This window comes from Micromonospora inaquosa (assembly GCF_003857055.1).
In the GTDB taxonomy this organism is placed as follows: Bacteria; Actinomycetota; Actinomycetes; order Mycobacteriales; family Micromonosporaceae; genus Micromonospora; species Micromonospora inaquosa.
In genome coordinates this window covers 1-25,794 of sequence record NZ_QGSZ01000157.1, presented here as the reverse complement: position 1 = coordinate 25,794, position 25,794 = coordinate 1, and the positions used below count along the sequence as shown (strand labels likewise).

The window sequence follows — 25,794 nt, the reverse complement described above, 5'->3', positions numbered from 1 at the left end:
GGCTGCGGGTTCACCGCCATCGCGGATGGTCAATGGTCAGACGCGCGCCGCGGTCAGCGTCGGTTCCACCTCGGCCCAGGAAGAGCCGAGTTCCGCCGAGCGGGCCACCGCGTCCAGCACCAGCTGGACCTGCAACGCGTCGGCGAAGGAGGGGGTCGGGTCGACACCGGTGGCGACCGCCTCGATGAAGTCGCGCATCTCGTGCGTGAACGAGTGCTCGTAGCCGATGATGTGGCCCGGAGGCCACCACGCCGACATGTACGGGTGCTCGCCCTCGGTCACCAGGATGCGGCTGAAGCCCTGCTCCGTGGTGGGCCGGGTGGCGTCGTAGAACTCCAGCTCGTTCAGCCGCTCCAGGTCGAAGACCACACTGCCCAACGAGCCGTTGATCTCGACACGCAGCGCGTTCTTGCGGCCGGTGGCGAACCGGCTCGCCTCGTACGTGGCCAGGGCACCACCGTCGAGGCGCGCCACGAAGACCGCGGCGTCGTCGACGGTGACCGTCCCGGTGGGGGCCGTCTGGCCGTCCACAGTGGCCGCCAGACCGCTCGACTCGGCCGGCAACGGCCGCTCCTTGACGAAGGTCTCGGTGACCGCGCTGACGCCGCTGATCCGCTGACCCGTGACGTACTGGGTCAGGTCGATGATGTGCGCCCCGATGTCACCGAGCGCGCCGGAGCCCGCCCTGTCCTTCTGCAACCGCCAGACCAGCGGGAACTGCGGGTCCACGATCCAGTCCTGGAGGTACGTCGCACGGACGTGTCGAATCACCCCGAGCCGTCCGTCGGCGACCAACTGGCGCATCATCGTGACCGCGGGGACCCGGCGGTAGTTGAACCCGCACATCGACCGCACCCCGGCGGCCCGGGCGGTGTCCGCCGCGGCGGTCATCGCCCGTGCCTCCTCCACCGTGTTGGCCAACGGCTTCTCGCACAGAACGTGCTTGCCCGCTGCCAACGCGGCGAGAGCGATCTCGGCGTGACTGTCGCCCGGTGTGCAGATGTCGACGACGTCGATGTCGTCCCGGTTGATCAGGTCACGCCAGTCGGTGGTGTACGCGTCCCAGCCGAGCCGGTCGGCGGCGTCGGCCACCTTCGCTGTGTCTCGACCGCAGATCAACGCCATCCGGGCCCGCGCCGGCAGGTCGAAAACGCGGTTCACGGTGCGCCACGCCTGTGAGTGCGCGGCGCCCATGAACGCGTAGCCGACCATGCCGACCCGCAGTTCTTTGTCGTTCGTGGACAAGGTGGGTCTCCCCCCGGTATGTCAGAACCCGAGCTTGTCGTAGCTGCTCGCGTTCTCCTTGGTGATCGTCTCCGAGGCCAGGGTCACTTCCTTGGGCACCTGCAGCTCCGTCAGGTCGCCCAGGCCCCGACCCTGCGCGATGAGCCGCGCGAGCGAGATCGCCGAGGAGGCCATCGACGGGTTGTAGGTGACAGTGGCCTTCAGCACGGTGTTGTCGGCCTTGATCGCGTCGATCGCGAGCTTGGAGCCCGCGCCGCCGACCATGAAGAACTCCGACCGGTTGGCCTGCTTGATGGCCGCGAGCACACCGATGCCCTGGTCGTCGTCGTGGTTCCAGATGGCGTCGATCTTCGGCAGCGCCTGGAGCAGCTGGGACGCCTCGCGCTGGCCGCTGTCCGAGGTGAACTCGGCAGAGCGGCGATTCTCCACCTTGAACCCGTAGGTCGCCAGGGCGGCCTTGAAGCCTTCGCTGCGCTCGACGGTCAGCGGGATCTCCAGACCGGCGATCTCACCGATGATCGGGTTGGCGACGCCCTTGTCCTTGAGCTGCTTGCCGATGTAGTGCCCGGCGGAGACGCCCATGCCGTAGTTGTCGCCCTTGATGACCAGCCGCGACGCGAGCGCGTCGGGGAACGCGCGGTCCAGGTTCACGATCGGGATGCCGGCCTGCATGGCCTGGAGGGCAACGGCGTTGACCTCCTTGCCATCGTGCGGCAGCACGACGATGATGTCCGGCTTCTGGGCGATCAGCGTGCCGAGCGTCGAGCGCTGGGCCTCGGAGTTCGACCCACCGTCGACCTCCTTGAACTCCACGTCCGAGTAGGCAGCGGCCTGCGCCTTGGCGTTCGCGTGGATGGCACCCATCCAGCCGTGGTCGGCGGCCGGCGCGGAGAAGCCGATGACGACCTTCTTGCCCGGGGCGTTGTTGCCCTCGGCGTTTCCGGCGGCCTTGGTCTGGGTGCTGGCGGCCGGGGTGTCGTTGCTGGTGCAGGCGGTGAGAAGGGTGGCAGCGCCCACTGCGGCTCCACCGAAGAGCAACCGGCGGCGCGACAGGTCGCGACTGTGCTGGGTCATGAATGACCTCCTGGGAGCGGGATTTGACTTATTGAGGGTGTGCGAGGCCCGGCCACCGTCGAGTTTCTCGACGTCGCCAGGACAACGGTGCGGTGCGTCAGGTTGCGGTGGTGACCCTGTTCCGCGCGAGGAGCCGAGTGACGGACTTGAACTGGAACTGCTGGACCAGGACGGCGGCGACGATGATGCCGCCCTTGACCATGTTCTGTGCCTCGATGGAGAGGCCGTTGATCGCGAAGAGGTTCGTGATCGTGGCGAAGATGATGACGCCGAGCAGTGAGCCGACGATGGTGCCCCGGCCGCCGCTGAGCAACGTCCCACCGATGATCGCCGCGGCGATCGCGTCCAACTCGTACAGGTTGGCCATCGCCGCCTGCGCCGAGGTCGCCTGCGAGGTGAGCATGATGGCGGCGATGCCGCAGCACAGACCGGAGAGCGCGTAGAGCAGCATGGTGTGCCGCCGCACGTTGATGCCGGCCAACCGGGCCGCCTCCGGGTTACCACCGACGGCGATGGTCCGCCGGCCGAAGGTCGTCCGGTTGAGCACCACCCAACCGGCCAGCACGACCGCGCCGAGGATGTAGACGAGGATCGGGATCCCGATCACCTTGCGCGCCGCGATGTCGTTGATGAAGGTGCTGCTCGACACCTGGGTCTGCTTGTTGGAGATCGACGCCGCGAGCCCACGCGCGGCCACCAGCATCGCGAGCGTCGCGATGAAGGGGACCAGCCGCCCGTACGAGATGAGCACACCGTTGACGAGGCCGACGCAGATGCCGACCACCAGGGCGGTGAAGATCATGCCGCCGGCGCCGTAGCTCTGGGTGGCGACAGTGGTGCACCAGACCCCGGCCAGCGCGACGATCGCGCCCACCGACAGGTCGATACCACCACCGATGATCACGAAGGTCATCCCGACCGTGACCACACCGACGACGGAAGCCAACTGAAGGATGGCCAGGACGTTGTTCCAGACCCAGTTCGGGTCGCCGTACAGGTCGGGCTTGGTGACCGCGCCGACCACGATGAGCGCGGCCAGCACCCCGATCAGACCGAGGTTGCGCTTGGCGCCGTCGCCACCGTCACCCCGCCACCAGGAGAGCTTGCCCGTGGATCGCGCCTTGTCGCTGGCCACCGCCGTCTCCGCCGGGTCCACCGGCGGCGACTGCGCCGGAAGCTGCGGGCGCTCCGGTGTCGCGGTGGGAGTGGGAGTCGCGTCGCTCATGCCGGTGCGCCTTCCATCAAGGACCCCGCCATCACGAGGTCAAGCACAGTGTTCTCATCGAGTTCGCCGGCCGCGGCTTCGCGGACGACCCGCCCTTCCCGCATCACCAACACCCGGTCGGCCAGGCCCAGCACCTCGGGCACCTCGCTGGAGACCAGCAGCACCCCCACGCCCTGAGCGGCCAACGCCCGGATGACCTGGTAGAGCTCAGCCCGGGCGCCCACGTCCACGCCCCGGGTCGGCTCGTCGAGCAGCAGCAACTTGGTGCCACCGAGCAACCACCGCCCGACCACCACCTTCTGCTGGTTGCCGCCGGACAGCGTGCGTACCGGCCGGTCGACGTCCCGGGGCCGCAGCTCCAGGGTCTCCGCGATCCGGTCCGCCTCGGCGCGTTCCTTCGCGGCGTTGGTGAAGCCGAGCCGCGCGTACCGGCCGAAGGTGGCCAGCGTGACGTTGCGGTAGATCGGCTCGCCGAGCAGCAGCGCCTGGCTCTTGCGTTCCTCCGGTGCCATCCCCATGCCGGCGCGAACCGCCGCGCCGACGCCGGGACGCAGGACCTTCCCGTCCATCCGCACCGTGCCGGCCTCCGGCAGGCGGGCACCGTAGATCGTCTCCAGCAGTTCGGAGCGACCGGAGCCGACCAGCCCCGCGATGCCCACGATCTCCCCGGCGCGCACGTTCAGCGAGACGTCGGCGAACTCGCCCTCGCGGGTCAACCCCTGCACCTGGAGCAGGTCAGCACCCGCGGCGTCGTCGGCCGGCCGGTCCGGGAAGACGTACTCGATGGTGCGGCCGGTCATCCGGCTCACCAGGTCGCGGGTCGGGGTGTCGCGCGCCGGCAGGTTCGCCGCCGTGGTCCGGCCGTCCTTGAGTACGGTGACCCGGTCGCCGATCTCGCGGATCTCCTCCAGCCGGTGGGAGATGTAGATGACGGCGATGCCCTGCGCGGTCAGCTCACGGATGATCCGGAACAGGTTGCCGACCTCGTCGTGGGCCAGCACCGCGCTCGGCTCGTCCATGATGATCAGCCGAGCCTCGTGCGACAGCGCCCGCGCCATGCTGACGATCTGCTTGCCCGCCGCCGGCAGTGACCGGACCATCCGCCCCGGCGGAATCTCACCGTGGCCGAGCCGGCTGAGGATCTGCCGGGTGTGCCGGGCCATCCGGCCGCGCCGAACGAACCCGAAGCTGCGGTACTCGTGGCCGAGGAACGCGTTCTCCGCCACCGACAGGTCCTCGACGAGGTCGAGCTCCTGGTAGATCGTGGCGATGCCGGCCTTCATGGCGGCCTGCGGGTTGGTGAACGTGGCCGGCTCACCGCGCCACTCCACCAGGCCGGAATCCGGTTGGTGCACCCCGGCGAGCACCTTGATGAGGGTGGACTTGCCGGCGCCGTTCTGCCCGAGCAGGCAGTGCACCTCGCCAGCGCGCACCTCCAGCTGCACGCCGTCGAGCGCGCGTACGCCGGGGAAGGTCTTGACCACATCGGTGAGGCGCAGGACCACCTCGCCCGCGACGGTGTCGGCGGGAGCCTCGACCAGCGGCGCCTCGGCGACGGCCTCGGCCGACGCGGTGGCGGGGTCATCCTCGGGCAGAGCCACAGTCTCCTCCTCGCTCACGACGGAACCTCGAACAGCTTCATGCGGCTTCCCCGAAGGCGACGTCGCTCGCGAGCACGGCCGCGCCGGTGACACCGGCCCGGCCGCCCAGCTCGGACAGGACGACGGGAAGGTTGCCGGTGGCCAACGGCAGTGACCGGCGGTAGACCACACTGCGGATCTCGGCGAGCAGAATGTGACCCAGCTGGGCCAGCCCACCGCCGATCACGATCATCGACGGGTTGGTGAAGCTGACCAGGCCGGCGAGCACACCGCCGACCCGCCGTCCGCCGTCCCGGATCAACTGGATGCAGGCCACGTCGCCCTCGACGGCGCCCTCGGCGACGTCCAGGGCGGTCACCACACCACGCAGGGCCAGTCGCTCGGCCAGCGCCGGCGACGTCCCACTGCGGGCGGCAGCTGCGGCGTCCTTGGCCAGTGCGGCGCCGCTGAACAGCGCCTCCAGGCAGCCGACGTTGCCGCACGAGCACATCGGACCGTGCGAGTCGACCTGGATGTGGCCGATGTCGCCGGCACAGCCGTCGGTGCCCCGGTAGACCTCGCCGGTGAGGTAGATGCCGCACCCGATGCCGGTGCCGATCTTCACGAAGAGGAAGTCGTCCACCGAGTGGGCGACGCCGCCGTGCCGTTCGCCGATCGCCATGATGTTGACGTCGTTGTCGACCACCGCCGGGCAGCCGTGCTCCCGGCTGAGCAGCTCACGCACCGGGAACCGGTCCCAGCCCGGCATGATCGGCGGTGAGACCGGTACGCCGTCACGGAAGCTGACCGGGCCGGGTACGCCGATGCCGACGGCGTCCAGTCGCTCGTACGCGCCGTCGACCCGCGCCTTGTGCAGGAGCTCGTTGACCCGTTGCAGGGTCACCTTCGGGCCGTTGCGGATGTCGGCTGCCTCGGCGTAGTGGGCCACCGGTTCGAGGCGGCCATTGACCACCTCGACGTCCATCGAACTGGCGCCGAGGTCGACGGCGGCGAAGCGCAGCTTCGGGTTCAACTCGACGAGCGTCGAGCGTCGCCCACCTCGGGACGCGGCGAGCCCCGCCTCGGCGACGTAACCCAGCGCTACCAGGCGATCCAGCTCGGCCAGCATGCGTGGACGCGGCATCTGAAGGCGGTCGCCCAGCTCGGCCCGGGACACGGCGCCCTCGTCGCGGAGCAACCGCAACAGTCGCACGTGCAGGGGGTCGACGGTCCGCACCGGGGAAGCCCCCCTCTTCATTGGCAGCGTTCACATCGACGCAATGCCGATGTGTTGTGTCCGACACAGTAAGAGCGTTCAACGCCGCCTGTCCAGAGCTTCAACCGTTCCGAGACCAACTTTTGTCCGAAAGAACAAAAGCTACTAGTCGATCAAGTAAAGGATCACGGACGGCCCGCGCCCCCTCGCCTGCAGTTCCATCGACGGACACGCAATCGCCCCGCCAGCCGATCCTCGGTGGCGGGGCGATCAGCGCTGGGCCGGGCGTCAGTCCGGCGGTTGGTGCTGGGCCGGGGCGTCGGCCCGGCGGTTGGCGCTGGCCGTCAGCGGCGGCCGGCAGAGTTGCGCTTCTTGCGGAGCTTGCGATCGTCGCGCAGTTCGACGTACGGCTCGTCGTCCACCGGGTGGCCGGCCGAGATCGCGCGGCCACGCTCCAACTCCGCGTCGAACTCCGCCCCCAGCAGGATCGCGATGTTGCTCAGCCACAACCACACCAGGAAGATGATCACCCCAGCCAGGGTCCCGTACGTCCTGTCGTACGAACCGAAGTTGCTCACGTAGAACGCGAACAGGCCGGAGATCACCAGCCAGATCACCACGGCCAGCACCCCGCCCGGGCTGACCCAGCGGAAACCGCCGTGCCGCGCGTTCGGCGAGGCCCAGTAGAGGATCGCGAACATCAGGCTGACCAGGATCAGCAGCACCGGCCACTTCGCGACGTCCCACACCGCGACCGCCGTCGAGCCGACCCCGATCACGTCACCGACCGATTCGGCGAGGCGGCCGGTGAAGACCACGATCACCGCGCTGGCCAGCAGCAGCACCCCGACCACCGCGGTCACGCCGAGTCGGATCGGCAGGGTCTTCCAGATCGGCCGGCCCTCCGGCACGTCGTAGATGGTGTTGGAGGCGCGCATGAACGCGCCGATGTAACCGGAGGCCGACCAGAACGCCGCCACCAGACCGATGATCGCGGCGATGCTGGCGAGGCCACCGTTGCGGTCCGCGGTGCCGATCGCCTCGTTGATGATCTTCTGGATGCTGTCGTTGGGCACCGCCTGGTTGACGGTGTCCCGGACACCCTCGGTGGCGCTCTCACCGAGCAGGCCGAGCAGGGAGATCAGCACCAGCACGCCGGGGAAGATGGACAGCACCCCGTAGTAGGTCAGTGCCGCCGCCCAGTCGGTCAGGCTGTCGTCCTGGAATTCGGTGATCGTCCGGCGGAACGCCGCCTTCCAGCCACTGCCGGGCAGGTCGGTGGGGCTGTCCGGGCCCGCGTCGGGCCCGACCGGCGCGGCGGCGGGATCACGCTCGCGACGGGCGGAAGACTCGGCCGAGGTCATCGCCCCTCCTCCTGGTCGGCGGTGTCACTTCCGGTGATGCCCCGTCGGCGGGTGCGGATAACCCCTACTCGTAGAGCAACCTCGCCATTCGGCGAGAGGCCACCAGCAGGCCGACCGCCAGCATCGCCAGCAGATAGAACACGTCGAGCAGCCAGAGCCAGCCGCCGCTGCCCAGCGCGAGGCCACGGATGAGGTGCACCGCCCGGTACAGCGGGGTGATCTCGATCAGCCAGTGCAGCACTGTCGGGTAGGCCTGCGCCGGCACGAAGGTGCCGGAGAAGAGGAAGAGCGTGAACTGCGCGGAGCCCATCAGGTCGAAATCCTGCCAGCTGCGCATGAAGGTGGAGATCGCCATGCCGAGCGCCCCGAACGCGAACCCGACCAGCACCGCGGCCGGGAGTGCGGTCAGCGCGCGGGCGACGCTGGTCAGATCCAGGGCGACCATCACCCCGAGGAACGCCGCCGAGTAGGCGCTGCCCCGCAGCATCGCCCAACCCAACTCGCCCACGGCGATCTCGAACGGCCGTACCGGGGTGGCGATCATCCCGTCGTACAGCTTCATGTACTTCATCTTGCCGAAGAAGTTGAAGGTGGTCTCCGCGAGCGCCCCGGTCATCGCCGAGGAGGCGAGCATCGCCGGGGCCACGAACTCGGCGTACGAGACCAGCCGCCCATCGGGTAGCGGCAGGTCGCCGACGAGCGCGCCGACGCCCACCCCGATGGAGAGCAGGTAGAGCAGCGGCTCGACGAAGCCGGAGAGCAGCAGCAGCCAGTAGACCGATTTCAGCGCCGCGACGTTGCGCCCGACCACCGACGCCGACCGCCGGGACGCGGCGGAGACGTCGACAAGCCGGGGCAGGATCAGCGTGACCACGACACCCTCTCTGCTTGCTGTTCAGACTCTGCTTGATGTTCAGACGACGAGCTTGCGGCGGAACGCGCGCACCGCCAGCAACCAGCCGGCCACCGCCCAGGCGGCCAGGTAGAGCAGGTGCCCGGCGACCGACCACTGTGGGGCGACACCGAGCGTGGCTGCGCGGCACAGGTCCACGGCGTGCCACAACGGCGTCACGTACGCCAGCCACCGCAGCGCGTCGGGCAACGACTCGACCGGGAAGAACACCCCGGCGAAGAGCGTCATCGGAATGACCGCGAACCGGAACAGCATCGCCAGCCAACTGTCGGTCGACACCGACGCCGCGTACGCGAAGGTCGGCGCGGCGACGGCCAGCCCGAGCAACGCCACCACCGGCAGGGTGACCACCGCCCACGGCGACCGCAGCGCCCCGAACAGCCCGGTGACCAGCAGGAACGCCGCGATAGTGGTGAGCACCCGGAACAGCACGAAGGCCAGGTGCCCCGCCACGATGTCGCCCACCCGCAGCGGTGACGCGCCCTGCGCGAAGTAGGTCTTCACCCACTGGAAGTTGCTGAACACCGGCCAGGTGGAGTCACCGACTGTCACCTGAAGCGCGGTCGAGGCGATCAGCCCGGGGACCAGCCAGTCGAGGTAACGCACCCCGCCGACGCCCTGGTCGATGTAGGCGCCGACGCCCAGCCCGAAGCCGAGGACGGTCAGCACCGGCAGCAGGAACGAGGAGAACACCCCGGCCCGCCAGGTGCGTCGCAGACCCACCAGGTAGTGCTCGAACACCGCGTACGCCGGCACCCATGGGAACCGTGTCGATCCCGCCGCACTCACCCGACCACCCCGCTCACCGCGCCGGCCACCACGATCTGTCTACCCCCGGGGTACGACAAACCGTCGGTCACCCTACGACGACCCCGCCGAGGTGTCGCCCGGGTTTCGCCGCGTCTCCCTGGGGCCCGCTCGTTGATCGACTCGATTTTCAGGAAGTCGCGGTGTCAGAGCCGCCCTGATCCCCCGCTTTCCTGAAAGCCGAGTGGATCTGGACCGTAGGGACGGCCGATCAAGCAGCCGGAGACTGAACCCCGTGACCGTTCGTGGTCACCGCGCCAGCTACTGGCGGAAGGAGTCGGAACCGACGAACGCGCGCCACGCGTCTGGCGGAAAGACCAGCGCCGGCCCACCCGGGTCCTTGGAGTCACGAACGGCGACCAACCCGGGCAGGTTGTCGGCAACCTCCACACAGGCACCGCCGCTGCCGTTGCTGCGGGTGCTCTTGCGCCACCGGGCGCCGGTCAACTCCATGTCTCCGCCACTTCCGCGATCAGGTCGAGGGACTGCTGCTGCGATAGTGCCTCACCCCGGATCGACTCCCACACCTCGACCATCTGCCGCACATACTCGGACCGGTCGATCACCTGCCCGTGGCGCTGCCCGTCCAGGTAGACGACATCCTCACCGGTGGCTGCGGTGGCGATCACGAAGGGACCATCGAGCCCAGCGTACGCACCGGCGGACAGCGGCACGACCTGGATTCGGACCCGGGGCAGCGCCGAACCGATCTTCACCAGGTGACGCAACTGCTCGCGCATCACCTCCGGCCCGCCGACGTGGCGGCGCAGCGCGTACTCGTCGACGACCAGGCTGAGCAGCGGTGGCCGGTCCCGGGTGAGCAGACCCTGCCGGTCCAGCCGGGCGGTCACCTGCTGCTCGACCTCGTCCGCCGCGAACAGCCCGGCCCCGGCCAGGATGGCGCGGGCGTAACCCTCGGTCTGCACCAGGCCCGGCACGTAGAGCGGCTCGAACCACCGCAGCGCGGTGGTCTCCTGTTCGACTCCGGCCCAGTCGCGGAACCACGGCACCACGGCCTCCCGGCTGATCCGCCGCTGGATCCGCTCGAACCGACCGTCGGCCGCGAACACGGCGTCACACCGGCGGGCGAAGTCGAGGCTCGGCCGCCGCTCGGACGTCTCCACCTTGGCGACCAGCGCACCGGAATAGCTCAACGCCTCGGCCAGTGCCGTCTGCGACATCCCACTGGCGGCACGAGCCAGCCGCAGCTCCTCGGCGAAGTGCTCCAGCATGGACGAACTCTCCACGGACAACCCCCGTACATCTTCGTACCGTGCCGGGCCGACCGCCGTACGCGCTGGTCGTCGGCGTGCGGAACCTCCCACCGTAGTCGGGTCCTCACCAGACTGTCACGCAGCGGAACCGCTCACGGGATCGGACGGCGGGCGGAACCAGGCCGGGAGCGCCCCGTGACCCCCGATCCGGGGCGCTCCCACCCATCCGATGGAGGTTCCCTCGTGCGACTCACCTGGTCGACTGATGACGGTGGTGGGCACTGATGCCCCGGTACCGCCCACACGTGGCGGCCCGCCCGTCCTGGCGCTGCCGCGTCTGCGGGGCGGCGTGGCCCTGCTCGCCGGCCCGCCTGGCGCTGCTCGGCGAGTATCGCGAGGACCGGATCGGCCTGCTCGTCTACCTCGCCACTGTGCACCACGAGGCGGCCGGGGACCTCGCCGGCCAGGGCGACCACGATCGGCTGAGCGACCGATTCATCACCTGGGCCAGAGCGCGCTGAGCGGTGATCGTTGGCAGCTCAGCAGTTCGACACGCCGGGAGAGTTGCTGCTGAGCTGCCAGCGATCGGACAGGTGCGGACGGTCGGGCGCCGGCCTACGGGGTCGGGCGGACAGCACGCCGGAATGCGGTCAGTCGACCAGGGTGCGGCCGGTCAGGTGCAGGAAGACGTCCTCCAGGCCGCTGCGCCGGACCAGCACGTTCGCCGGTTGCAGCCCCAGCGCGGCGACCTCGGCGACCGCCGCGTCGCCGTCCGGCACGTAGAGCAGGACCCGGTCGGGCAGCACCTCGACCCGCTCCCCCAGCCCGTCGAGCTTCCCGGCGAACGGCTCCTGTGACTCGGCGGCGAAACGCAGCTCGACCACCTCGCGGGTCGAGTGCTGCTCGATCAACGCCCGGGGCGAGCCCTCCGCGACGATCCGCCCGCCGTCCATCACCACCAGCCGGTCACAGAGCTGCTCGGCCTCGTCCATGTAGTGCGTGGTGAGCACCAGCGTGACGCCCTGCTGCTTGAGCCGGAACAGCCGCTCCCACACCAGGTGCCGGGCCTGCGGGTCGAGCCCGGTGGTCGGCTCGTCGAGCAGCACGATCTCCGGGTCGTTGACCAGCGCGCGGGCGATGGTCAACCGCCGCTTCATGCCACCGGAGAGCGGCTCGACCTTGCTGTCGGCCCGCTCGGTGAGCTGGACGAAGTCGAGCAGCTCGGCGGCGCGCTCCCGGGCCGCCCGGCGGGAGATGCCGAAGTAACGGGCGTAGACGGTCAGGTTTTCCCGGACGGTCAGCTCCGGGTCGAGATTGTCCAGTTGGGGGCACACACCGAGGCGCGCGCGGATCGCTGGCCCGTCGCGGACCGGATCCATGTCGAGGATGCGCAGTTGGCCACCGCTGGGCGGGGAGACGCAGCCGACCATCCGCATGGTGGACGACTTGCCCGCACCGTTGGGCCCGAGGAAGCCGAACGCCTCACCCGAGCGCACCTCGACATCGATGCCGTCCACGGCGGTGAACTCGCCGAACCGCTTCACCAGCCCGCGAGCCTGAATCAGTGGTCGCCCCGAAGTCACCGCCCGACCCTAACCGCCCGGTCCGACAACCCTCCACGCAAATACCCGCACCCGGCGAGCCCGCGGGGCACCGGTGGGGAGACGCCGTCCGCCCCGCCCGAGCCGGCAACAGCAAAACGCCGATCGATGCCCCACGGCGCGCCCAATTGACGTGTATCGTCCCCTCGTGTCGCCCATCAGCACGCCCGATGGTTCGTCTCCACCCGCCCGACCAGCCAACTCTCCCGCCGACGAAACCGCGGCGAGCCCCAGCGACGGCCCACCCCGACCGAGATCGGGAGCAGAGCCGGCGCAGCGCGGGCCTGACGTCGCCGAGCGGGCGACGCGTGACCTGGCCGCCCAGTTCGAGGACGAGAAGCCGGGCCGGGTGCTCTCCGGGCCGGCGGGTCTGCTGCTCACCGCCGCGGCGCTGGCGGTCGGCGCTCTCGCCCTGTGGCAGGTGTTCCGCCCCCTGTCGCAGGGCAGCAAGTATTACCTGATCATCTTCCTGGCCGGCGTACTCCCGCTGGTTTTCCTGGCCTACCCCGCCGGCCTGCGGCTGCCGACTTGGCGGCGCCGCACGGCCCCCGCCACCGAGGACGACCACCCGGCTCTGCCAGCTCCGGCGTCGACGAGACCCACCGTCACCGACTGGGTTCTGGTCGCCCTGGCGGTCGCCGCCTGCCTCTATCCCGTCCTGCCGATCCGGATCGGCGGCGGTGGCGGCGGCTACAACGCGTTCCTCGACCGGCAGGGCCTGCTGTCGCCGACGGATCTGGTGCTGGGCACCGTCCTGCTGCTCCTGCTACTCGAAGCCTGCCGACGGACCACCGGGTGGATCCTGCCCGCGGTCTGCCTGCTCTTCCTCGGCTACGGCTACTACGGCGGGTTGCTGCCGCAGTCCTGGCCGGTCGCGCACGCCGGGCTGGACTTCGGTCAACTGGTCGACGCGTTCTACAACTCCGACAGCGGCTTCTACGGCACGCCGCTCGACGTGGCCGCCTCGTACATCGTGCTGTTCACCATCTACGGCGCGGTGCTGGAGCTGTCCGGGGCGGGGCGGTTCTTCGTCGAGTTGTCGGCCGCGGCGTTCCGGCGCTCGCGTACCGCCGCCGGCCGGACGGCGGTGGCCTCCGGCTTCCTGCTCGGCACCGTCTCCGGCTCCGGCGCGGCGACGACGGTGAGCATCGGCGCGGTCACCTGGCCGCTGCTGCGCCGCGCCGGCTACCCGCCGGAGCGGGCCGGCGGGATGCTGGCGGCGGCCGGGGTGGGCGCCATCCTCTCCCCACCCACCCTGGGGGCGGCGGCGTTCATCATCGCCGAGTACCTGGGCGTCTCCTACCTACAGGTGCTGGGCTGGGCAACCGTACCGACGGTGCTCTACTACCTCGGCATCCTGCTGGCTGTGGAGATCGACGCTCGCCGCTCCGGCGTACGCCCAGTGGTGGTCGACTTCGGCTCGCCCTGGCGTCTGCTGGGCCGGTTCGGCTACCACTTCGCCTCGCTGATCGCCATCATCGCGTTCCTCGCCGCAGGAGTGTCCGCGACGAGGGCGGTGGTGTTCGCCACCGTCCTGGCCGTCGCGCTCTCCTTCCTGGACCGCGCGCACCGACTCACCCCGGGCCGGCTGGCGACCGCGCTCGTCACCGGCGTACGCGGGGTCCTCGCCGTCACCGCCGTCTGCGCCGCCGCCGGCATCATCACGGCGACCACCACGAAGACCGGCCTGGGGCCGCAGGCGGCGGCGCTGCTGATCGGCGGGGCGCAGGCGGCCACCTCGGACCCGACGCTGGTGCTGGTGCTCACCGCGCTGCTCGCCGCCGTCGCGCTCAGCCTGCTGGGCCTGGCCGTGCCGGTCACCGCGTCGTTCGTGATCGGTTGGGTGATCGTCGGCCCGGCCCTGCTCGACCTGGGCGTCACCGCGCCGGCGGCGGCGATGTTCGTCTTCTACTTCGCGGTGCTGTCCGAGGTGTCCCCGCCGACCGCGCTCGCCGCGGTGGCCGCCGCCGCGGTCACCGGCGGCCGGCTGGTGCCCACCATGTGGCAGACCCTGCGGTACGCGCTGCCGGCGTACCTGACCCCGATCGCATTCGTCATCACGCCGGCCGGGCTCGGCCTGCTCGGCATCGGTGGCGTCCAGCGGATCGCCTTCGCCGCCGTGGTCACCGCGCTCAGCGTGGCGGTGCTCGCCGTCGCCGCCGGTGGTTGGCTGCCCGGCGTGGGCCCGGCCGGAACCCCGGAACGGGTGCTGGGCGTCCTCGCCGGCGTCACCCTGCTCTGGCTCGAACCCGTGCCGGTCACGGTCGGCGCGACGCTGGCCGCCGTCGCGGCGGCGGGTGTGTTCGTCCGACGCGGATCCGCCGGTCGGCCATCGTCTGGATCACCAGCCAATCCTGTGGAGGAACAACTGTGAGACGAATCGACGTACGGCTCGCCGCGGGCCTGGGCGTGCTCGCCCTCGCGGTCGGCGCCGCTGGTTGCGGAGGTCAGCAGGGCGGCGCCGCCACTGACGACGCGGCCAGTGAGGTCACCTGCGAGGTGACCAAGGAAACCCGCGTCGGCATCGCCACCGGCAACGCGACCGGCGTCTACTACGTGGTCGGCAACGCCCTGGCCGGGCAGTTGTCCGGGGCGACCGGCGGCAAACTCAGCGGCACCGCCGCCGAGACCGGCGCGTCGGTGCAGAACGTCGAGCAACTGGTCGGTGGCCAGTACGACGTGGCGTTCTCGCTGTTCGACACAGCGGTCAACGCGGTGGAGGGCAAGGGCAGCTTCACCGCGCCGCAGCCGGTGCAGGCGTTGGCCCGCATCTACGACAACTACACCCAGGTGGTGGTCCGCAACGACTCCGGCATCACCTCGGTGGCCGACATGCGGGGTAAGCGGATCTCCACCGGCTCGCCCAAGTCCGGCACCGAGGTGATCGCCAACCGGCTGTTGGAGGCCGCCGGCCTCGACCCGGCCAAGGACATCCGAGCGCAGCGACTGGACCTGACCAAGACGGTCGAGGGGATCAAGGACGGCAGCGTCGACGGCTTCTTCTGGTCCGGTGGCCTGCCCACCGGAGGTCTCACCGACCTGTTCACCACCGCCGGCGACTCGGTGAAGTTCGTCGACCTCTCGCAGTTGCTGCCGAAGATGGCCGCGCTGAGCCCCGGCTACCAGGAAGGCACGATCGGGCGGGACGCGTACCGGACGGCGGCCGACACCCCGACCATCGTCGTACCCAACGTGCTGTTGGTCCGCAAGGACCTGGACGCCAACGTCGCCTGCGCGATCACCCGGACGGTGTTCGACAAGCGCGACGCCCTTGCCCAGGCCAACCCGGCGGCCAAGGGGATCTCGCTGGAAAAGGCCCGCAGGACCCTGCCGGTGCCGCTGCACCGCGGCGCGGAGAAGGCGCTGAACGACCTCGGCGCGAACTGACCCGGGCCGGTCAAACGTCGGCCGGCGCGGTGGCGGCGCGGGCCACACCGACCAGCCGGTCGGTCTCGGTGAGCAGGGCCTCGTCGTCCGCCGGAGTGCCGGGGTCGAGTCGGACCGTCCAGGTCAGACCGTCGACCCCGGCCACGCGCCGGGCCGCGACCCGCGCCGCGCCGCCGGGCACCGGCTGGTGCTCGGTGTACGCGACCGAGCGGGTCACCCGGGCCCGCACCTGGTGCGGCAGCTCTCCCGGGTCGAGCAGCAGGTATGTCTCGGCCGGACCGTCGACGACCACCGTGTAGCCGTCCCGCTCGGCGACGGGCTCGGCGGGAGTGACTGTCAACTCCCGGCCGGACCAGACCGCCTTGAGGATGGTGTGCCAGGCGAGCCGGTGCCCGCGACCGGGCAGCCACAACCCGAGGTTGGTGGCGACCACCACCCCGTCGCCCTCGCCGTTGCCGGCGGCGGCCCACGCCAACACCCGCTCGTCGGCGGTCAGCGGCGGCCGGTCGGCCGGCGGCAGCTTCGGTTTGCGGCTGAACAGTCCCATCTAGAGGCCTCCCGCAGCCTGCTCGCGCAGCGCCCGGGCGTGCTGCTCCAGGGAGAGCAGCTCACCGAACGCGGCGAAGTACTCGTCCTTGTTGTTGACCGGGTTGATCCGCTGGATGCGTGACTTGAGGTCCCGGATCCGAGCGGTCACCGAGCCGAACTGCACCCGGGCCATGGTGATCGACACGTAGCGCGGGTCCGGTTCGCCGTCGATCCGCAGTGGTTCGACTGCCAACTCACCGACCAGCGCCGCGGCCGCCAGGTCGTCGCAGGCGTCGCGGACCGACTCGATCCAGACCGCGCCGCCGGTCGCCGACACGGCACCACCGGCCGTCGTGATGGCCGTACGCACCGCGACGTGCACCGGGTGGCGGTATTCGGTGGTCTCGACCGCGTCGAACATCGGCCCGGCCAGGACCGGCTGCTGGAGGGCGAGTTTGAGCGCCTCCCGTTCGACCATCGACTGCGGGCTGTCCACTGCCGGCTCAGGGCGGGCCGAGGTGGGCCGGGCGCCGGGGGCGGCGTCGCGGGTGCCGGACGGCGCGGTGTTGCCGGCGGCGAGCACCGCCCGCTGCACCGGCTCGATCTCCATGCCGAGGTCCATGGCGAGCTTGCGGACGTACTCCGGGCGCTTTTCCCGGTCCTTGAGTCGCGCGACCAGCGGCGCGGCGTGGCGCATCGCCTCGACCCGGCCGTCGACGGTGTCCAGGTCGAAGCGGCCGATCACGTGGCGCAGCGCGAAGTCGACGAGCGGCTCGCGGCGGGCGACCAGGTCCCGCACCGCCAGGTCGCCCTTGGCCAGCCGCAGATCACACGGGTCCATGTTGTCGGGGCTGACCGCGATGAAGGTGCGCCCGACGAAACGCTGATCGTCTTCGAAGGCGCGCAGTGCGGCCTTCTGCCCGGCGGCGTCACCGTCGAAGGTGAAGATGATCTCGCCGGCCACCTCGTCGCTGTCGAACAGGAGCCGACGCAGCACCGAGATGTGGTCCGCGGCGAACGCGGTGCCGCAGGTCGCCACGGCCGTGGTCACCCCGGCGAGGTGACAGGCCATCACGTCGGTGTAACCCTCGACGATCACCGCCCGCCCCTGCTTGGCGATCTCCCGTTTGGCCTGGTCGATGCCGTAGAGCACGTGCGACTTCTTGTAGATCGGCGTCTCGGGGGTGTTCAGGTACTTCGGGCCGTCGTCGTCGTCGAAGAGCTTGCGCGCGCCGAAGCCGATCACGTCACCGGCGAGGTCGCGGATCGGCCAGAGCAACCGGCGACGGAACCGGTCGATCAGGGTGCCGGAGCGGGACTCCCGGGACAGCCCGGCGGTGACCAACTCCTGGTGGGTGAAGCCCTGCTTGCGCAGGTGCTTGGTGAGCAGGTCCCAGCCCTCCGGCGCGAAACCACAGCCGTAGCGCTCGGCGGCGGCCCGATCGAAGCCCCGTCGGGCCAGGAACTCCCGCGCCGGTCGTGCGCCGGCGGTGCTCAGTTGCGCGCTGTAGAACTCGACGGCGGCGGCGTGCGCGGCGACCAGGCGCTGCCGCTGACCCTGCTGCGGGCGGGGGCGCGGGGTGCCCTTGTCGTCCTCGATGTAGCGCAGTTGGATGCCGGCGCGGCCGGCCAGCCGCTCGACGGACTCCACGAAGCTGAGGTGGTCGGCGTCCATCAGGAACTTGATCGCGTCCCCGCCGGCCCCGCAGCCGAAGCAGTACCAGACGTTGCGGGCCGGAGACACGTTGAACGACGGACTCTTCTCGTCGTGGAACGGGCACAGCCCCTTGAGGTTGCCGCCGCCGGCGGACTTCAGGGTGACCGTCTCGGAGATCACATCCCCGATCGAGGTGCGTTCCCGGACCAGTGCGATGTCCTCGTCCCGGATCCGCCCAGCCATTCGCCACCCCCTCGCCGTACATCCTGCCCTGCCGGACCGACGACACACCGGCCGGGGGACGCCGGTGTGGCGGCGGCCGCTGCCGGCTGGGTGGTTCCGGCCCGCAAGCCGGGTCCGCACGGGGACCATGACCAGATGCGCAGGCTACGAACCGACGGCCCACATGTGCCGCGACGGTTCGGCGGGTGGTTGGGGCTACGCGGAGAGGCCCCCCAGACCGATGAGGCCGGCCACCGGCACGCCACCTGGCTGGAACTCTTCCTCGACCTCATCTTCGTGTACGCGCTGGCAGCCGTGGTAGGCCGGCTGGGCGACGACCCGACCCCGTCGCCGACGGCGGTGCTGGCCGTGATCGGGCTCTTCGTGGTGGTCCAGTGGGCCTGGATGGGGCAGGTCTACTACGACACCCGCTTCGACCCGGACGACGCGCTGCACCGGGTGCTGGTGCTGGTCGCGTTGGTCGGCGCGGGCGCGATGACCCTCGGGGTCGACGAGGTGCCGGAGAGCGTGCTGCTGCCGGTCGGGTACCTGATCGTGCGGGGCGTGCTGCTCCTGCTGTACCTGCGCGCCCGCCCCACCAGCCCGATGGCCCGGATGGTCACGACCGTCTATCTGATCGGCTTCGGGTCGGGTTGGTTGATCTGGTTGCTGTCGCTGGCCGCGCCCACCGAGCTGCGGCCCGTCCTCTGGGTGATCGCGATGGTGATCGAACTGTCCACGCCGTGGGTCGGGATGCGCTGGCTCAACCGCTGGCCGGTGGACAACCGGCACCTGCCGGAACGGATCGGCCAGTTCACCATCATCGTGCTGGGTAGCGCGCTGGCCAGCCTGCTCTTCGCGGTGCCGGACCACCCCCCGCCGCACATGATCCTCACCGCCGCGATGGCCTTCCTGATCCCGGCGGCGGTCTGGTGGGTCTACACGACCTTCGTCACGACCCGCCTGACCCAGAGTCGGCTGCGCGGCGGGCAGGCGTACAGCTATCTGCACATTCCACTCGGCGGTGCGCTGCTGCTGCTCGGCTGGGCGCTCGGGCAGGTGGTACGACTGGTCGACGACAACGCCAACCGGCTGCCGCTGGAGTTGCGGCTGCTGCTGGGCGCCGCGATGGTGATCTGGACGGTCTGCGGGCTCGCCCTGTACTGGCTGTGGACCCGACCGAGCGCCACCCGGTTGGCGATCGCCGCCTACGGGGTGGTCTCGGTCTGCCTGATCACCACGACGGTGCACCAGCCGAGGCTGATGCTGTCGCTGCTCTCGCTGGCGGTGGTCGGGTACGCCGTACTGCTCAGCCGACGACTCGCCCGAGCCGGTCAGGAGATGAAAACACCCGAGGGATGACCGGCGCTCAGGCCGCCGCGGCCGGCTCCGGGACGGCCACCTCCTCGGCCGCCACCTGCTGGTTCCAGGCGGCCTTCGTCGAGCGCCAGCCCTCGTCGTCCATGCCGCGCCGCCAGTAGCCGGAAATGGACAGCCGGTCGAGAGGTACGCCCCGCTCGCCGCGCAGCAACCGCCGCAACTCCCGGACGACTGCCGCCTCGCCGTGCACGAACGCGTGCACCTGGCCGGCCGGGAACTCCAACGCCCGCACCGCAGCGACCAGCGCCTCGCCCACCGGGCGTTCGCCGCGATGCAGCCAGGTCAGCTCGACCGCCCCCGGGCTGAGCAGCTTCTGCTCCTCCGCCGGGTCGGAGATCTCCACGAACACGTGGGCCGGGGCGCCCAGCGGCAGGCGCTCGCACGCGGCGGCGATCGCCGGCAGTGCACTCTCGTCACCGACCAGCAGGTGCCAGTCCGCGTCCGGGTTCGGGGCGTACGCGCCGCCGGGGCCGAGGAAGTGCACCGGATCGCCGGTGCGCAGCGCGGCGGCCCACGGGCCGGCCAGCCCCTCGTCGCCGTGGTAAACCACGTCCACCGTCAGCTCCGCGGCCAGCGGATCCCAGCGCCGCACCGTGTAGGCGCGCAGCCGGGGCCACTGCTCCCGGGGCAGGTCCCGGCGGATCGCGGCGAGGTCCAACGGCTGCGGGTACGCGACACCCGGCTGCGGGAACACCACCTTGATGTAGTGGTCGGTGAACTCGCCCACCGGCAGACCAACCAGTTCGTCCCCACCGAGGACGAGCCGGATCAGGTGCGGGGTGGGCCGTTCGGTGCGCAGCACCCGGGCCGAGGTGACGTTCCTGGGGCGTTCCGTCATATCAGTTAGGTTAGCCTAAGTTGGCTGGCGGCCGGTCGGGGGTGCTCAGTTGCCGACCAGACGGGTGTGCCAGGTCACCGCCGCCGGGTCGGTGAGCGACGCAACCTGGTCGATCACCACCCGCAGTCTGGCCTCGTCGTCCGGGGCGGCCCGCCACAGCGGGGCGAAGATCGGGTCGAGGCCCTCCGGGGCGTACCGGACCAGCGCGGCAACCAACTCGGCAAGCATCGCCCGCTGCCGCTCATAGCGGCCCTGGAAGCCACTGCGACGCATCACGTACCGCAGCGCGATGCCCTTGAGCAGGGCGCACTGCGCCCGGACCAGTCGGGGCACCACCAGGTCGGCGCCGTAGCGACGGTGCGGGCCCGGACCGAAGCGCTCCTCCGTGGCAGCCACCGCCGCGGACACGAACAGCCCGGTCACCCCGCTGGTCGTCGCCTTCAGCGCGACCTGCGCGCGATGGCTCCCGTCGTACAGGGCGAACGGGGCGAGCAGTGGACCGGCCAACAGATCGACAAGCACCTCGGTCAGGTCCGAGGCGGACTCCCCCGAGTAGGCGGCGGCCACGTCGGCGCACAGCGCGGCCCGCTCGTCGGCGTCGATGAGCAGCGGGTGCAATGTGACGTAACCACCGTGGATGCCGTCCTCCACGTCGTGCACCGAATACGCCACATCGTCGGCCCAGTCCATCACCTGGGCCTCCAGGCAACGCCGCTCGCCGGGCGCGCCGGCCCGGATCCACTCGAAGACCGCCGCGTCGTCGGCGTACACCCCGAACTTGCGCTCCCCGGGCCGGCGCGGCCAGGGATACTTGCCCACCGCGTCGAGCGACGCCCGGGTCAGGTTCAGCCCCGCCGACGAACCGTCCGGGGCGAGCACCTTCGCCTCCAGGCGGGTCAACACCCGCAGGGTCTGCGCGTTGCCCTCGAACCCGCCGCACGGCGTGGCGAGCAGGTCCAGCGCAGCCTCGCCGTTGTGCCCGAACGGCGGGTGCCCGAGATCGTGCGCCAGCCCCGCGACGTCCACCACATCCGGGTCGCAGCCCAGCCGGGCACCCATCTCCCGAGCGATCTGGGCCACCTCCAGCGAATGCGTCAGCCGCGTACGCAGGAAGTCGTCGGTGCCGGCGGTGTGCACCTGGGTCTTGGTCGCCAACCGGCGAAACGCCGCCGAGTGCAGCACCCGGGCCCGGTCGCGCTCGTACGGCGACCGGCGATGCCCGGTGTCCTTGGGCGGCTCCTCGACCAACCGAGCGTCCGCCGCGTCACCCCTCCCGGGCATCAGGCCGCTGCTGTTCGCGACTGCGGGGCTCGCAAGACCGGCTCACTCCTCGCGCTCATGGAGCACGCAGAATTCGTTGCCCTCCGGGTCGGCCAACACCGTCCACTCGACGTCGCCCTGACCGATGTCGACGTGTCGGGCGCCCATGTCGACCAGGCGCTCGACCTCGGCCTCCCGGTTGGCGGGGCGCAGGTCGAGGTGCAGCCGGTTCTTGCGCTCCTTACCCTCGACCGCCGGCACGAAGACCAGGCCGGGCAGGCGGTCGGCGGACTGACGGATCTCCACCTCGTCGGGCTTCTCGGTGACAACCTGATAGCCGAGCGCCTCGGCCCACCAACGGGCCAGTCGGGCCGGATCGCGGGCGTCGACAGTCAGGCTCTCCCAGACACTCGTCATGCAGTCACCTCTTCCCGTTCGACGCGGCGCCCAATCGGCCGTGTACGAGGGAGCCAGATTACGCCCGCCGCCACTGCTCGACCCGGCCACGGCGCATCGACGAAGGGCACACAACCACCGATTGGCCCCCAGTTGCCAACCGATCGCCGAGGGTTACGGGCTCGCGGTCGGAAGTGGCTACCGGTAACCTTCCCAGCGCGGAACGTGACCAGCCGACCGACACGCAGAGCCCGACCGGTGAGGGGTAACGCTCGTGGACGCAGACACGGTGATGGGCACGGAGCTACGCGGTCTACGCCAGCGCCGACCCGACATCGCCGGGACGGTGCTCGCGGGCACCGACGGGCTGCTCATCTCCAGCGACCTGCCCAGCACCGACGCCACCCATCTCGCCGCGCTCGCCGCCGCGAGCTTCGGGCTCGGTCACCGGGTGGCCGACACCGTCGGGCGGGGTGAGTTCCGGGAGTCGGTGGTGTGCACCACCGCCGGCTGCGTGGTGACCTACCCGGCCGGCCGCAGCGCTCTGCTGACCCTCGTCACCGTGTCGGCGGTTGGGGATCTGGAGGCGCTGCACGAGGAGGCACGGGCGGTGGCCCGTCGGGCGGGCTCGTTCCTGGACGTTCGCGGCGCGGGCATCGGCGCGACCTCCGTACCGGACGCGCACGCCCCGCTGGCCACGCGTACCCCGATGGCGACCCTGCCGGCCCAGTTACGCCGCTCGTCCCGACCCACCTGGCGTCGTCCGCCGATCTGAGCGCCGGCGGCGGCCGGGTGACCGGCCGCCCCCGACGTGCGTCAACGGCTGTCCGACCCGCCGCTCTCCACGACCGCCCGACCGGCCTCCAGCCGCGCCACCGGCACCCGGAACGGCGAGCAGGACACGTAGTCCAGGCCGACCTCGTGGAAGAAGTGCACCGAGTCCGGGTCGCCGCCGTGCTCACCGCAGATGCCGAGCTTCAGTCCGGGCCGGGCGGCCCGGCCCTCCTCGGCGGCGATCCGCACGAGCCGGCCGACGCCGTCACGGTCGATCGACTCGAACGGCGAGATGCCGAAGATGCCCAACTCCAGGTAGCGCCAGAAGAACGCGCCCTCGACGTCGTCGCGGGAGAAGCCCCAACCCATCTGGGTCAGGTCGTTGGTGCCGAAGGAGAAGAACTCGGCGGCCTCGGCGATCTGCCCGGCCGTCAGCGCCGCCCGGGGCACCTCGATCATGGTGCCGATCAGCACCTCGACGCCGCTGTCCCCGACCACCTCGGCGATGATCTTCTCGGCCTCGGCGCGGACCGTCTCCAGCTCCTGCACCGCCCCGACCAGCGGCACCATGATCTCCGGCTTGGCGACGCCGCCGTTGCGGGCGCAACCGACCGCCGCCTCGGCGATGGCCCGGACCTGCATGGCGAACAGGCCGGGGATGACCAGGCCGAGGCGTACACCCCGCAGCCCGAGCATCGGGTTCTCCTCGTGCATCCGCCGGACGGCGGCGAGCAGCGCCTCCTCCTTCGCCACGTCCTCGCCGCGCTCCTGGGCGACCGCCACGTTGACGGCGAGCTGCTCCAGCGGCGGCAGGAACTCGTGCAACGGCGGGTCGATGAGCCGGACGGTGACCGGCAGCCCGTCCATCTCGCGGAAGATCTCCTCGAAGTCGGCCCGCTGCAACGGCAGCAGCGCCGCCAGGGCCGCCTCCCGCTCACCCTCGGCGCGGGCCAGGATCAGCCGCTCGACCAGCTCCCGCCGCTCGCCGAGGAACATGTGCTCGGTGCGGCACAGCCCGATGCCCTCCGCGCCGAAGCGCCGCGCCCGGGCGGCGTCCGCACCGGTGTCGGCGTTCGTGCGGACCGCCAGCCGCCGCTTCCCGTCGGCGTGCGTCATGATCCGGTGTACGGCCCGGACCAACGCGTTGTCGATGTGCTCGGGGTCGAGGCTGCCCTCGAAGTACTGCACGACCTCGGAGGGCATGACCGGCACCTCACCGAGGTAGACCTTGCCGGTGGTGCCGTCGATGGACACCACATCGCCCTCGTTGACGGTCTGCCCGGCCACTGTGAACCGCTTCGCCGGCACGTTCACCTCGATCTCGTCGGCACCGGAGACGCAGGTCTTGCCCATGCCCCGAGCCACCACGGCGGCGTGGCTGGTCTTGCCGCCGCGCGAGGTGAGGATGCCCTTCGCGGCGATCATGCCGTTCAGGTCGTCCGGGTTGGTCTCGCGGCGCACCAGGATCACCGACTCGCCCTCGGCGGCCAGCTCGACCGCTCGGGCGGAGGTGAAGACGACAGTGCCGGACGCCGCGCCCGGCGACGCGCCGATGCCCTTGGCGACCGGCTGGAACTCGTGGTCGAGCTGGAAGCGGGGGAACATGAGTTGCGCGAGCTGCGCGCCGTTGACCCGGTGCAGCGCCTCGTCCAGGTCGATCAGGCCCTCGTCGACAAGTTGCCCGGCGATGACGAACGCGGCGGCGGCGGTGCGCTTGCCGACCCGGGTCTGCAACATCCACAGCTTGCCGCGCTCGATGGTGAACTCGATGTCGCAGAGATCCTTGTAGTGCTCCTCCAGCCGGGCCATGATGCCGAGCAACTCGTCGTAGGAGGACTTGTCGAGCTGCTCCAACTCCTGCAACGGCACGGTGTTGCGGATGCCGGCGACCACGTCCTCACCCTGGGCATTGGCCAGGTAGTCGCCGTAGATGCCCTGCGCGCCACTGGCCGGGTCGCGGGTGAACGCGACACCGGTACCGGAGTCGGGCCCGAGGTTGCCGAAGACCATGGTCACCACGTTGACCGCGGTGCCGAGGTCGGCCGGGATCCGTTCCTGACGGCGGTAGAGCACCGCGCGCTCGGCGTTCCACGACTCGAAGACCGCCCGGATGGCCAGGTCGAGCTGTTCGCGTGGCTGCTGCGGGAACTCCCGACCGGTGTGCTTCAAGAAGATCTTCTTGTACGCGTCGACCAGCCCCCGCAGGTCGTCTGCGTCCAGATCCAGGTCGTTGTGGGTGCCCTTGGCGCGTTTGGCCTCGTCGAGCGCGTGCTCGAACTCCTCGCCGGGCACCTCGCAGACGGTCTTGCCGAACATCTGAATGAGGCGCCGGTAGGAGTCCCAGGCGAACCTGTCGCCGCCGGAGGCGGCCTGCCCGGCCGAGCCGCTCGCCTGGGCGGACAGCCCGACCACGCTCTGGTCGTTGAGACCGACGTTGAGGACGGTCTCCATCATGCCGGGCATGGAGAACTTGGCACCGGAACGGACCGACACCAGCAGCGGGTCCTGCGGGTCGCCCAGGCGCTTGCCCATCGCGCGCTCCAGCGCTTCCAGGTGCTCCTCGATCTGACCGGCGAGCCCGTCCGGCTCCCGCCCCGTCGCGAGGTACGCCTGGCACGCCTCGGTGGTGATGGTGAAGCCGGGCGGGACCGGCAGGCCCAGGTTGGTCATCTCGGCGAGGTTTGCCCCCTTGCCGCCGAGCAGGTCCTTGAGGTCCTTGTTGCCTTCGGAGAAGTCGTAGACGTACTTGTGATCGACGGTCTCTTGCGCTGCCACCAGAGCCTCCACAACACACGCGCCGGGATTGACACTTAACGAAGGTTCAGTTTTCTTCTTCCCCGAGAGGGGCCGCCGGTAATCCCGGGGTCAACGCCGATCGGTGGGCGAAGGTTAAGCGAACATCGAGTGATCTGGGACCGTTCGGTGACAATTGGCACAGCCATCACGACTATCCGTGTTCGTACCGGTTTTTGGGAACGCTTCCATGCGCACCATCACGCATCCCGGCCGAGCGTCGTACGCTTGACGCCACGCCAGCCGGTGAACCTCACTTTTGCCATAACCGACGCGAATACACCCCCCGGAGTCGCCGCCGTGTCGACCACCCCCTCCCC

General features: G+C 70.5%; 21 protein-coding genes and 1 pseudogene. 5 read left to right on the top strand and 17 right to left on the bottom strand.

The features are described from left to right. Positions 1-36: 36 nt before the first annotated feature. From DLJ59_RS07760 to DLJ59_RS07715, 10 genes are all read right to left on the bottom strand, one after another. Positions 37-1,212, bottom strand: coding sequence for a Gfo/Idh/MocA family protein (locus tag DLJ59_RS07760; protein ID WP_425271400.1), 1,176 nt, complete (start codon positions 1,210-1,212; stop codon positions 37-39). 54 nt (positions 1,213-1,266) lie between these two features. Further along, complete coding sequence (locus DLJ59_RS07755; protein WP_124771827.1) at positions 1,267-2,319, bottom strand: substrate-binding domain-containing protein; 1,053 nt, start codon at positions 2,317-2,319, stop codon at positions 1,267-1,269. A gap of 97 nt (positions 2,320-2,416) precedes the next feature. Further along, the gene (locus tag DLJ59_RS07750) at positions 2,417-3,544 is read right to left on the bottom strand and encodes an ABC transporter permease (RefSeq protein WP_124771826.1); all 1,128 of its coding nucleotides are present in this window, start codon (positions 3,542-3,544) and stop codon (positions 2,417-2,419) included. Next, complete coding sequence (locus DLJ59_RS07745; RefSeq protein WP_208648588.1) at positions 3,541-5,049, bottom strand: sugar ABC transporter ATP-binding protein; 1,509 nt, start codon at positions 5,047-5,049, stop codon at positions 3,541-3,543. The genes DLJ59_RS07750 and DLJ59_RS07745 overlap by 4 nt, the downstream gene beginning before the upstream one ends. 133 nt (positions 5,050-5,182) lie before the next feature. Next, complete coding sequence (locus DLJ59_RS07740) at positions 5,183-6,361, bottom strand: ROK family protein (protein ID WP_124771825.1); 1,179 nt, start codon at positions 6,359-6,361, stop codon at positions 5,183-5,185. Positions 6,362-6,684: 323 nt separating this feature from the next. Further along, positions 6,685-7,704: a YihY/virulence factor BrkB family protein gene (locus DLJ59_RS07735; protein WP_124771824.1), complete on the bottom strand. Its 1,020-nt coding sequence runs from the start codon at positions 7,702-7,704 to the stop codon at positions 6,685-6,687. Between the two features lie 64 nt (positions 7,705-7,768). Further along, on the bottom strand, positions 7,769-8,578 hold the full coding sequence (locus DLJ59_RS07730; protein WP_124771823.1) for an ABC transporter permease: 810 nt from the start codon (positions 8,576-8,578) through the stop codon (positions 7,769-7,771). Positions 8,579-8,617: 39 nt separating this feature from the next. Beyond that, complete coding sequence (locus tag DLJ59_RS07725; RefSeq protein ID WP_124771822.1) at positions 8,618-9,406, bottom strand: ABC transporter permease; 789 nt, start codon at positions 9,404-9,406, stop codon at positions 8,618-8,620. Between the two features lie 279 nt (positions 9,407-9,685). Continuing rightward, a complete protein-coding gene (locus tag DLJ59_RS07720) occupies positions 9,686-9,877 on the bottom strand; it encodes a DUF397 domain-containing protein (protein ID WP_124771821.1) in 192 nt (63 codons plus the stop codon). Then, positions 9,868-10,656 carry a helix-turn-helix domain-containing protein gene (locus DLJ59_RS07715; RefSeq protein WP_124771820.1) on the bottom strand — a complete coding sequence of 263 codons (789 nt, stop codon included), beginning with the start codon at positions 10,654-10,656 and terminating at the stop codon, positions 9,868-9,870. Before DLJ59_RS07715 ends, DLJ59_RS07720 begins: the two co-directional genes overlap by 10 nt. Before the next feature lie 266 nt (positions 10,657-10,922). On the opposite strand from DLJ59_RS07715, the gene DLJ59_RS07710 reads away from it, so the two are divergent. Beyond that, the gene (locus DLJ59_RS07710) at positions 10,923-11,159 is read left to right on the top strand and encodes a flavin reductase (RefSeq protein WP_124771819.1); all 237 of its coding nucleotides are present in this window, start codon (positions 10,923-10,925) and stop codon (positions 11,157-11,159) included. A gap of 129 nt (positions 11,160-11,288) precedes the next feature. On the opposite strand, the gene DLJ59_RS07705 is transcribed toward DLJ59_RS07710, so the two are convergent. Then, positions 11,289-12,221: an ABC transporter ATP-binding protein gene (locus DLJ59_RS07705; RefSeq protein WP_124771818.1), complete on the bottom strand. Its 933-nt coding sequence runs from the start codon at positions 12,219-12,221 to the stop codon at positions 11,289-11,291. Positions 12,222-12,387: 166 nt separating this feature from the next. Here DLJ59_RS07705 and DLJ59_RS07700 point away from each other — a divergent pair, with 166 nt between their 5' ends. Next, positions 12,388-14,613, top strand: a complete 2,226-nt coding sequence (locus tag DLJ59_RS07700; protein ID WP_124771817.1) for a TRAP transporter permease — start codon at positions 12,388-12,390, stop codon at positions 14,611-14,613. Further along, positions 14,610-15,626: a TAXI family TRAP transporter solute-binding subunit gene (locus DLJ59_RS07695; RefSeq protein WP_124771816.1), complete on the top strand. Its 1,017-nt coding sequence runs from the start codon at positions 14,610-14,612 to the stop codon at positions 15,624-15,626. Before DLJ59_RS07700 ends, DLJ59_RS07695 begins: the two co-directional genes overlap by 4 nt. Before the next feature lie 10 nt (positions 15,627-15,636). Here DLJ59_RS07695 and DLJ59_RS07690 read toward each other — a convergent pair whose 3' ends face one another. Together DLJ59_RS07690 and dnaG are read right to left on the bottom strand one after the other, a co-directional pair. Further along, positions 15,637-16,173 carry a hypothetical protein gene (locus tag DLJ59_RS07690; RefSeq protein WP_124771815.1) on the bottom strand — a complete coding sequence of 179 codons (537 nt, stop codon included), beginning with the start codon at positions 16,171-16,173 and terminating at the stop codon, positions 15,637-15,639. Beyond that, positions 16,174-18,076, bottom strand: a pseudogene (gene dnaG / locus DLJ59_RS07685) (DNA primase). Between the two features lie 113 nt (positions 18,077-18,189). Between dnaG and DLJ59_RS07680 the strand changes: the two are divergent. Then, positions 18,190-19,395, top strand: a complete 1,206-nt coding sequence (locus tag DLJ59_RS07680) for a low temperature requirement protein A (protein ID WP_124771813.1) — start codon at positions 18,190-18,192, stop codon at positions 19,393-19,395. A 7-nt stretch (positions 19,396-19,402) separates the two neighbouring features. Here DLJ59_RS07680 and DLJ59_RS07675 read toward each other — a convergent pair whose 3' ends face one another. Genes DLJ59_RS07675 through DLJ59_RS07665 form a run of 3 tightly spaced genes read right to left on the bottom strand, consistent with a single transcriptional unit; the run spans position 19,403 to position 21,928 of the window. Beyond that, entirely contained in the window at positions 19,403-20,251 is an 849-nt protein-coding gene (locus DLJ59_RS07675; RefSeq protein WP_124771812.1) for a siderophore-interacting protein, read from the bottom strand. Positions 20,252-20,296: 45 nt separating this feature from the next. Beyond that, a complete protein-coding gene (locus tag DLJ59_RS07670; protein ID WP_124771811.1) occupies positions 20,297-21,532 on the bottom strand; it encodes a deoxyguanosinetriphosphate triphosphohydrolase in 1,236 nt (411 codons plus the stop codon). 42 nt (positions 21,533-21,574) lie between these two features. Next, complete coding sequence (locus DLJ59_RS07665) at positions 21,575-21,928, bottom strand: VOC family protein (RefSeq protein ID WP_124771810.1); 354 nt, start codon at positions 21,926-21,928, stop codon at positions 21,575-21,577. 253 nt (positions 21,929-22,181) lie between these two features. Here DLJ59_RS07665 and DLJ59_RS07660 point away from each other — a divergent pair, with 253 nt between their 5' ends. Continuing rightward, positions 22,182-22,682 carry a roadblock/LC7 domain-containing protein gene (locus tag DLJ59_RS07660; protein WP_124771809.1) on the top strand — a complete coding sequence of 167 codons (501 nt, stop codon included), beginning with the start codon at positions 22,182-22,184 and terminating at the stop codon, positions 22,680-22,682. Between the two features lie 41 nt (positions 22,683-22,723). On the opposite strand, the gene ppdK is transcribed toward DLJ59_RS07660, so the two are convergent. After that, positions 22,724-25,456 (bottom strand): pyruvate, phosphate dikinase, encoded by a 2,733-nt coding sequence (gene ppdK / locus DLJ59_RS07655; RefSeq protein ID WP_124771808.1) that lies wholly within the window; start codon positions 25,454-25,456, stop codon positions 22,724-22,726. Positions 25,457-25,794 lie beyond the last annotated feature (338 nt).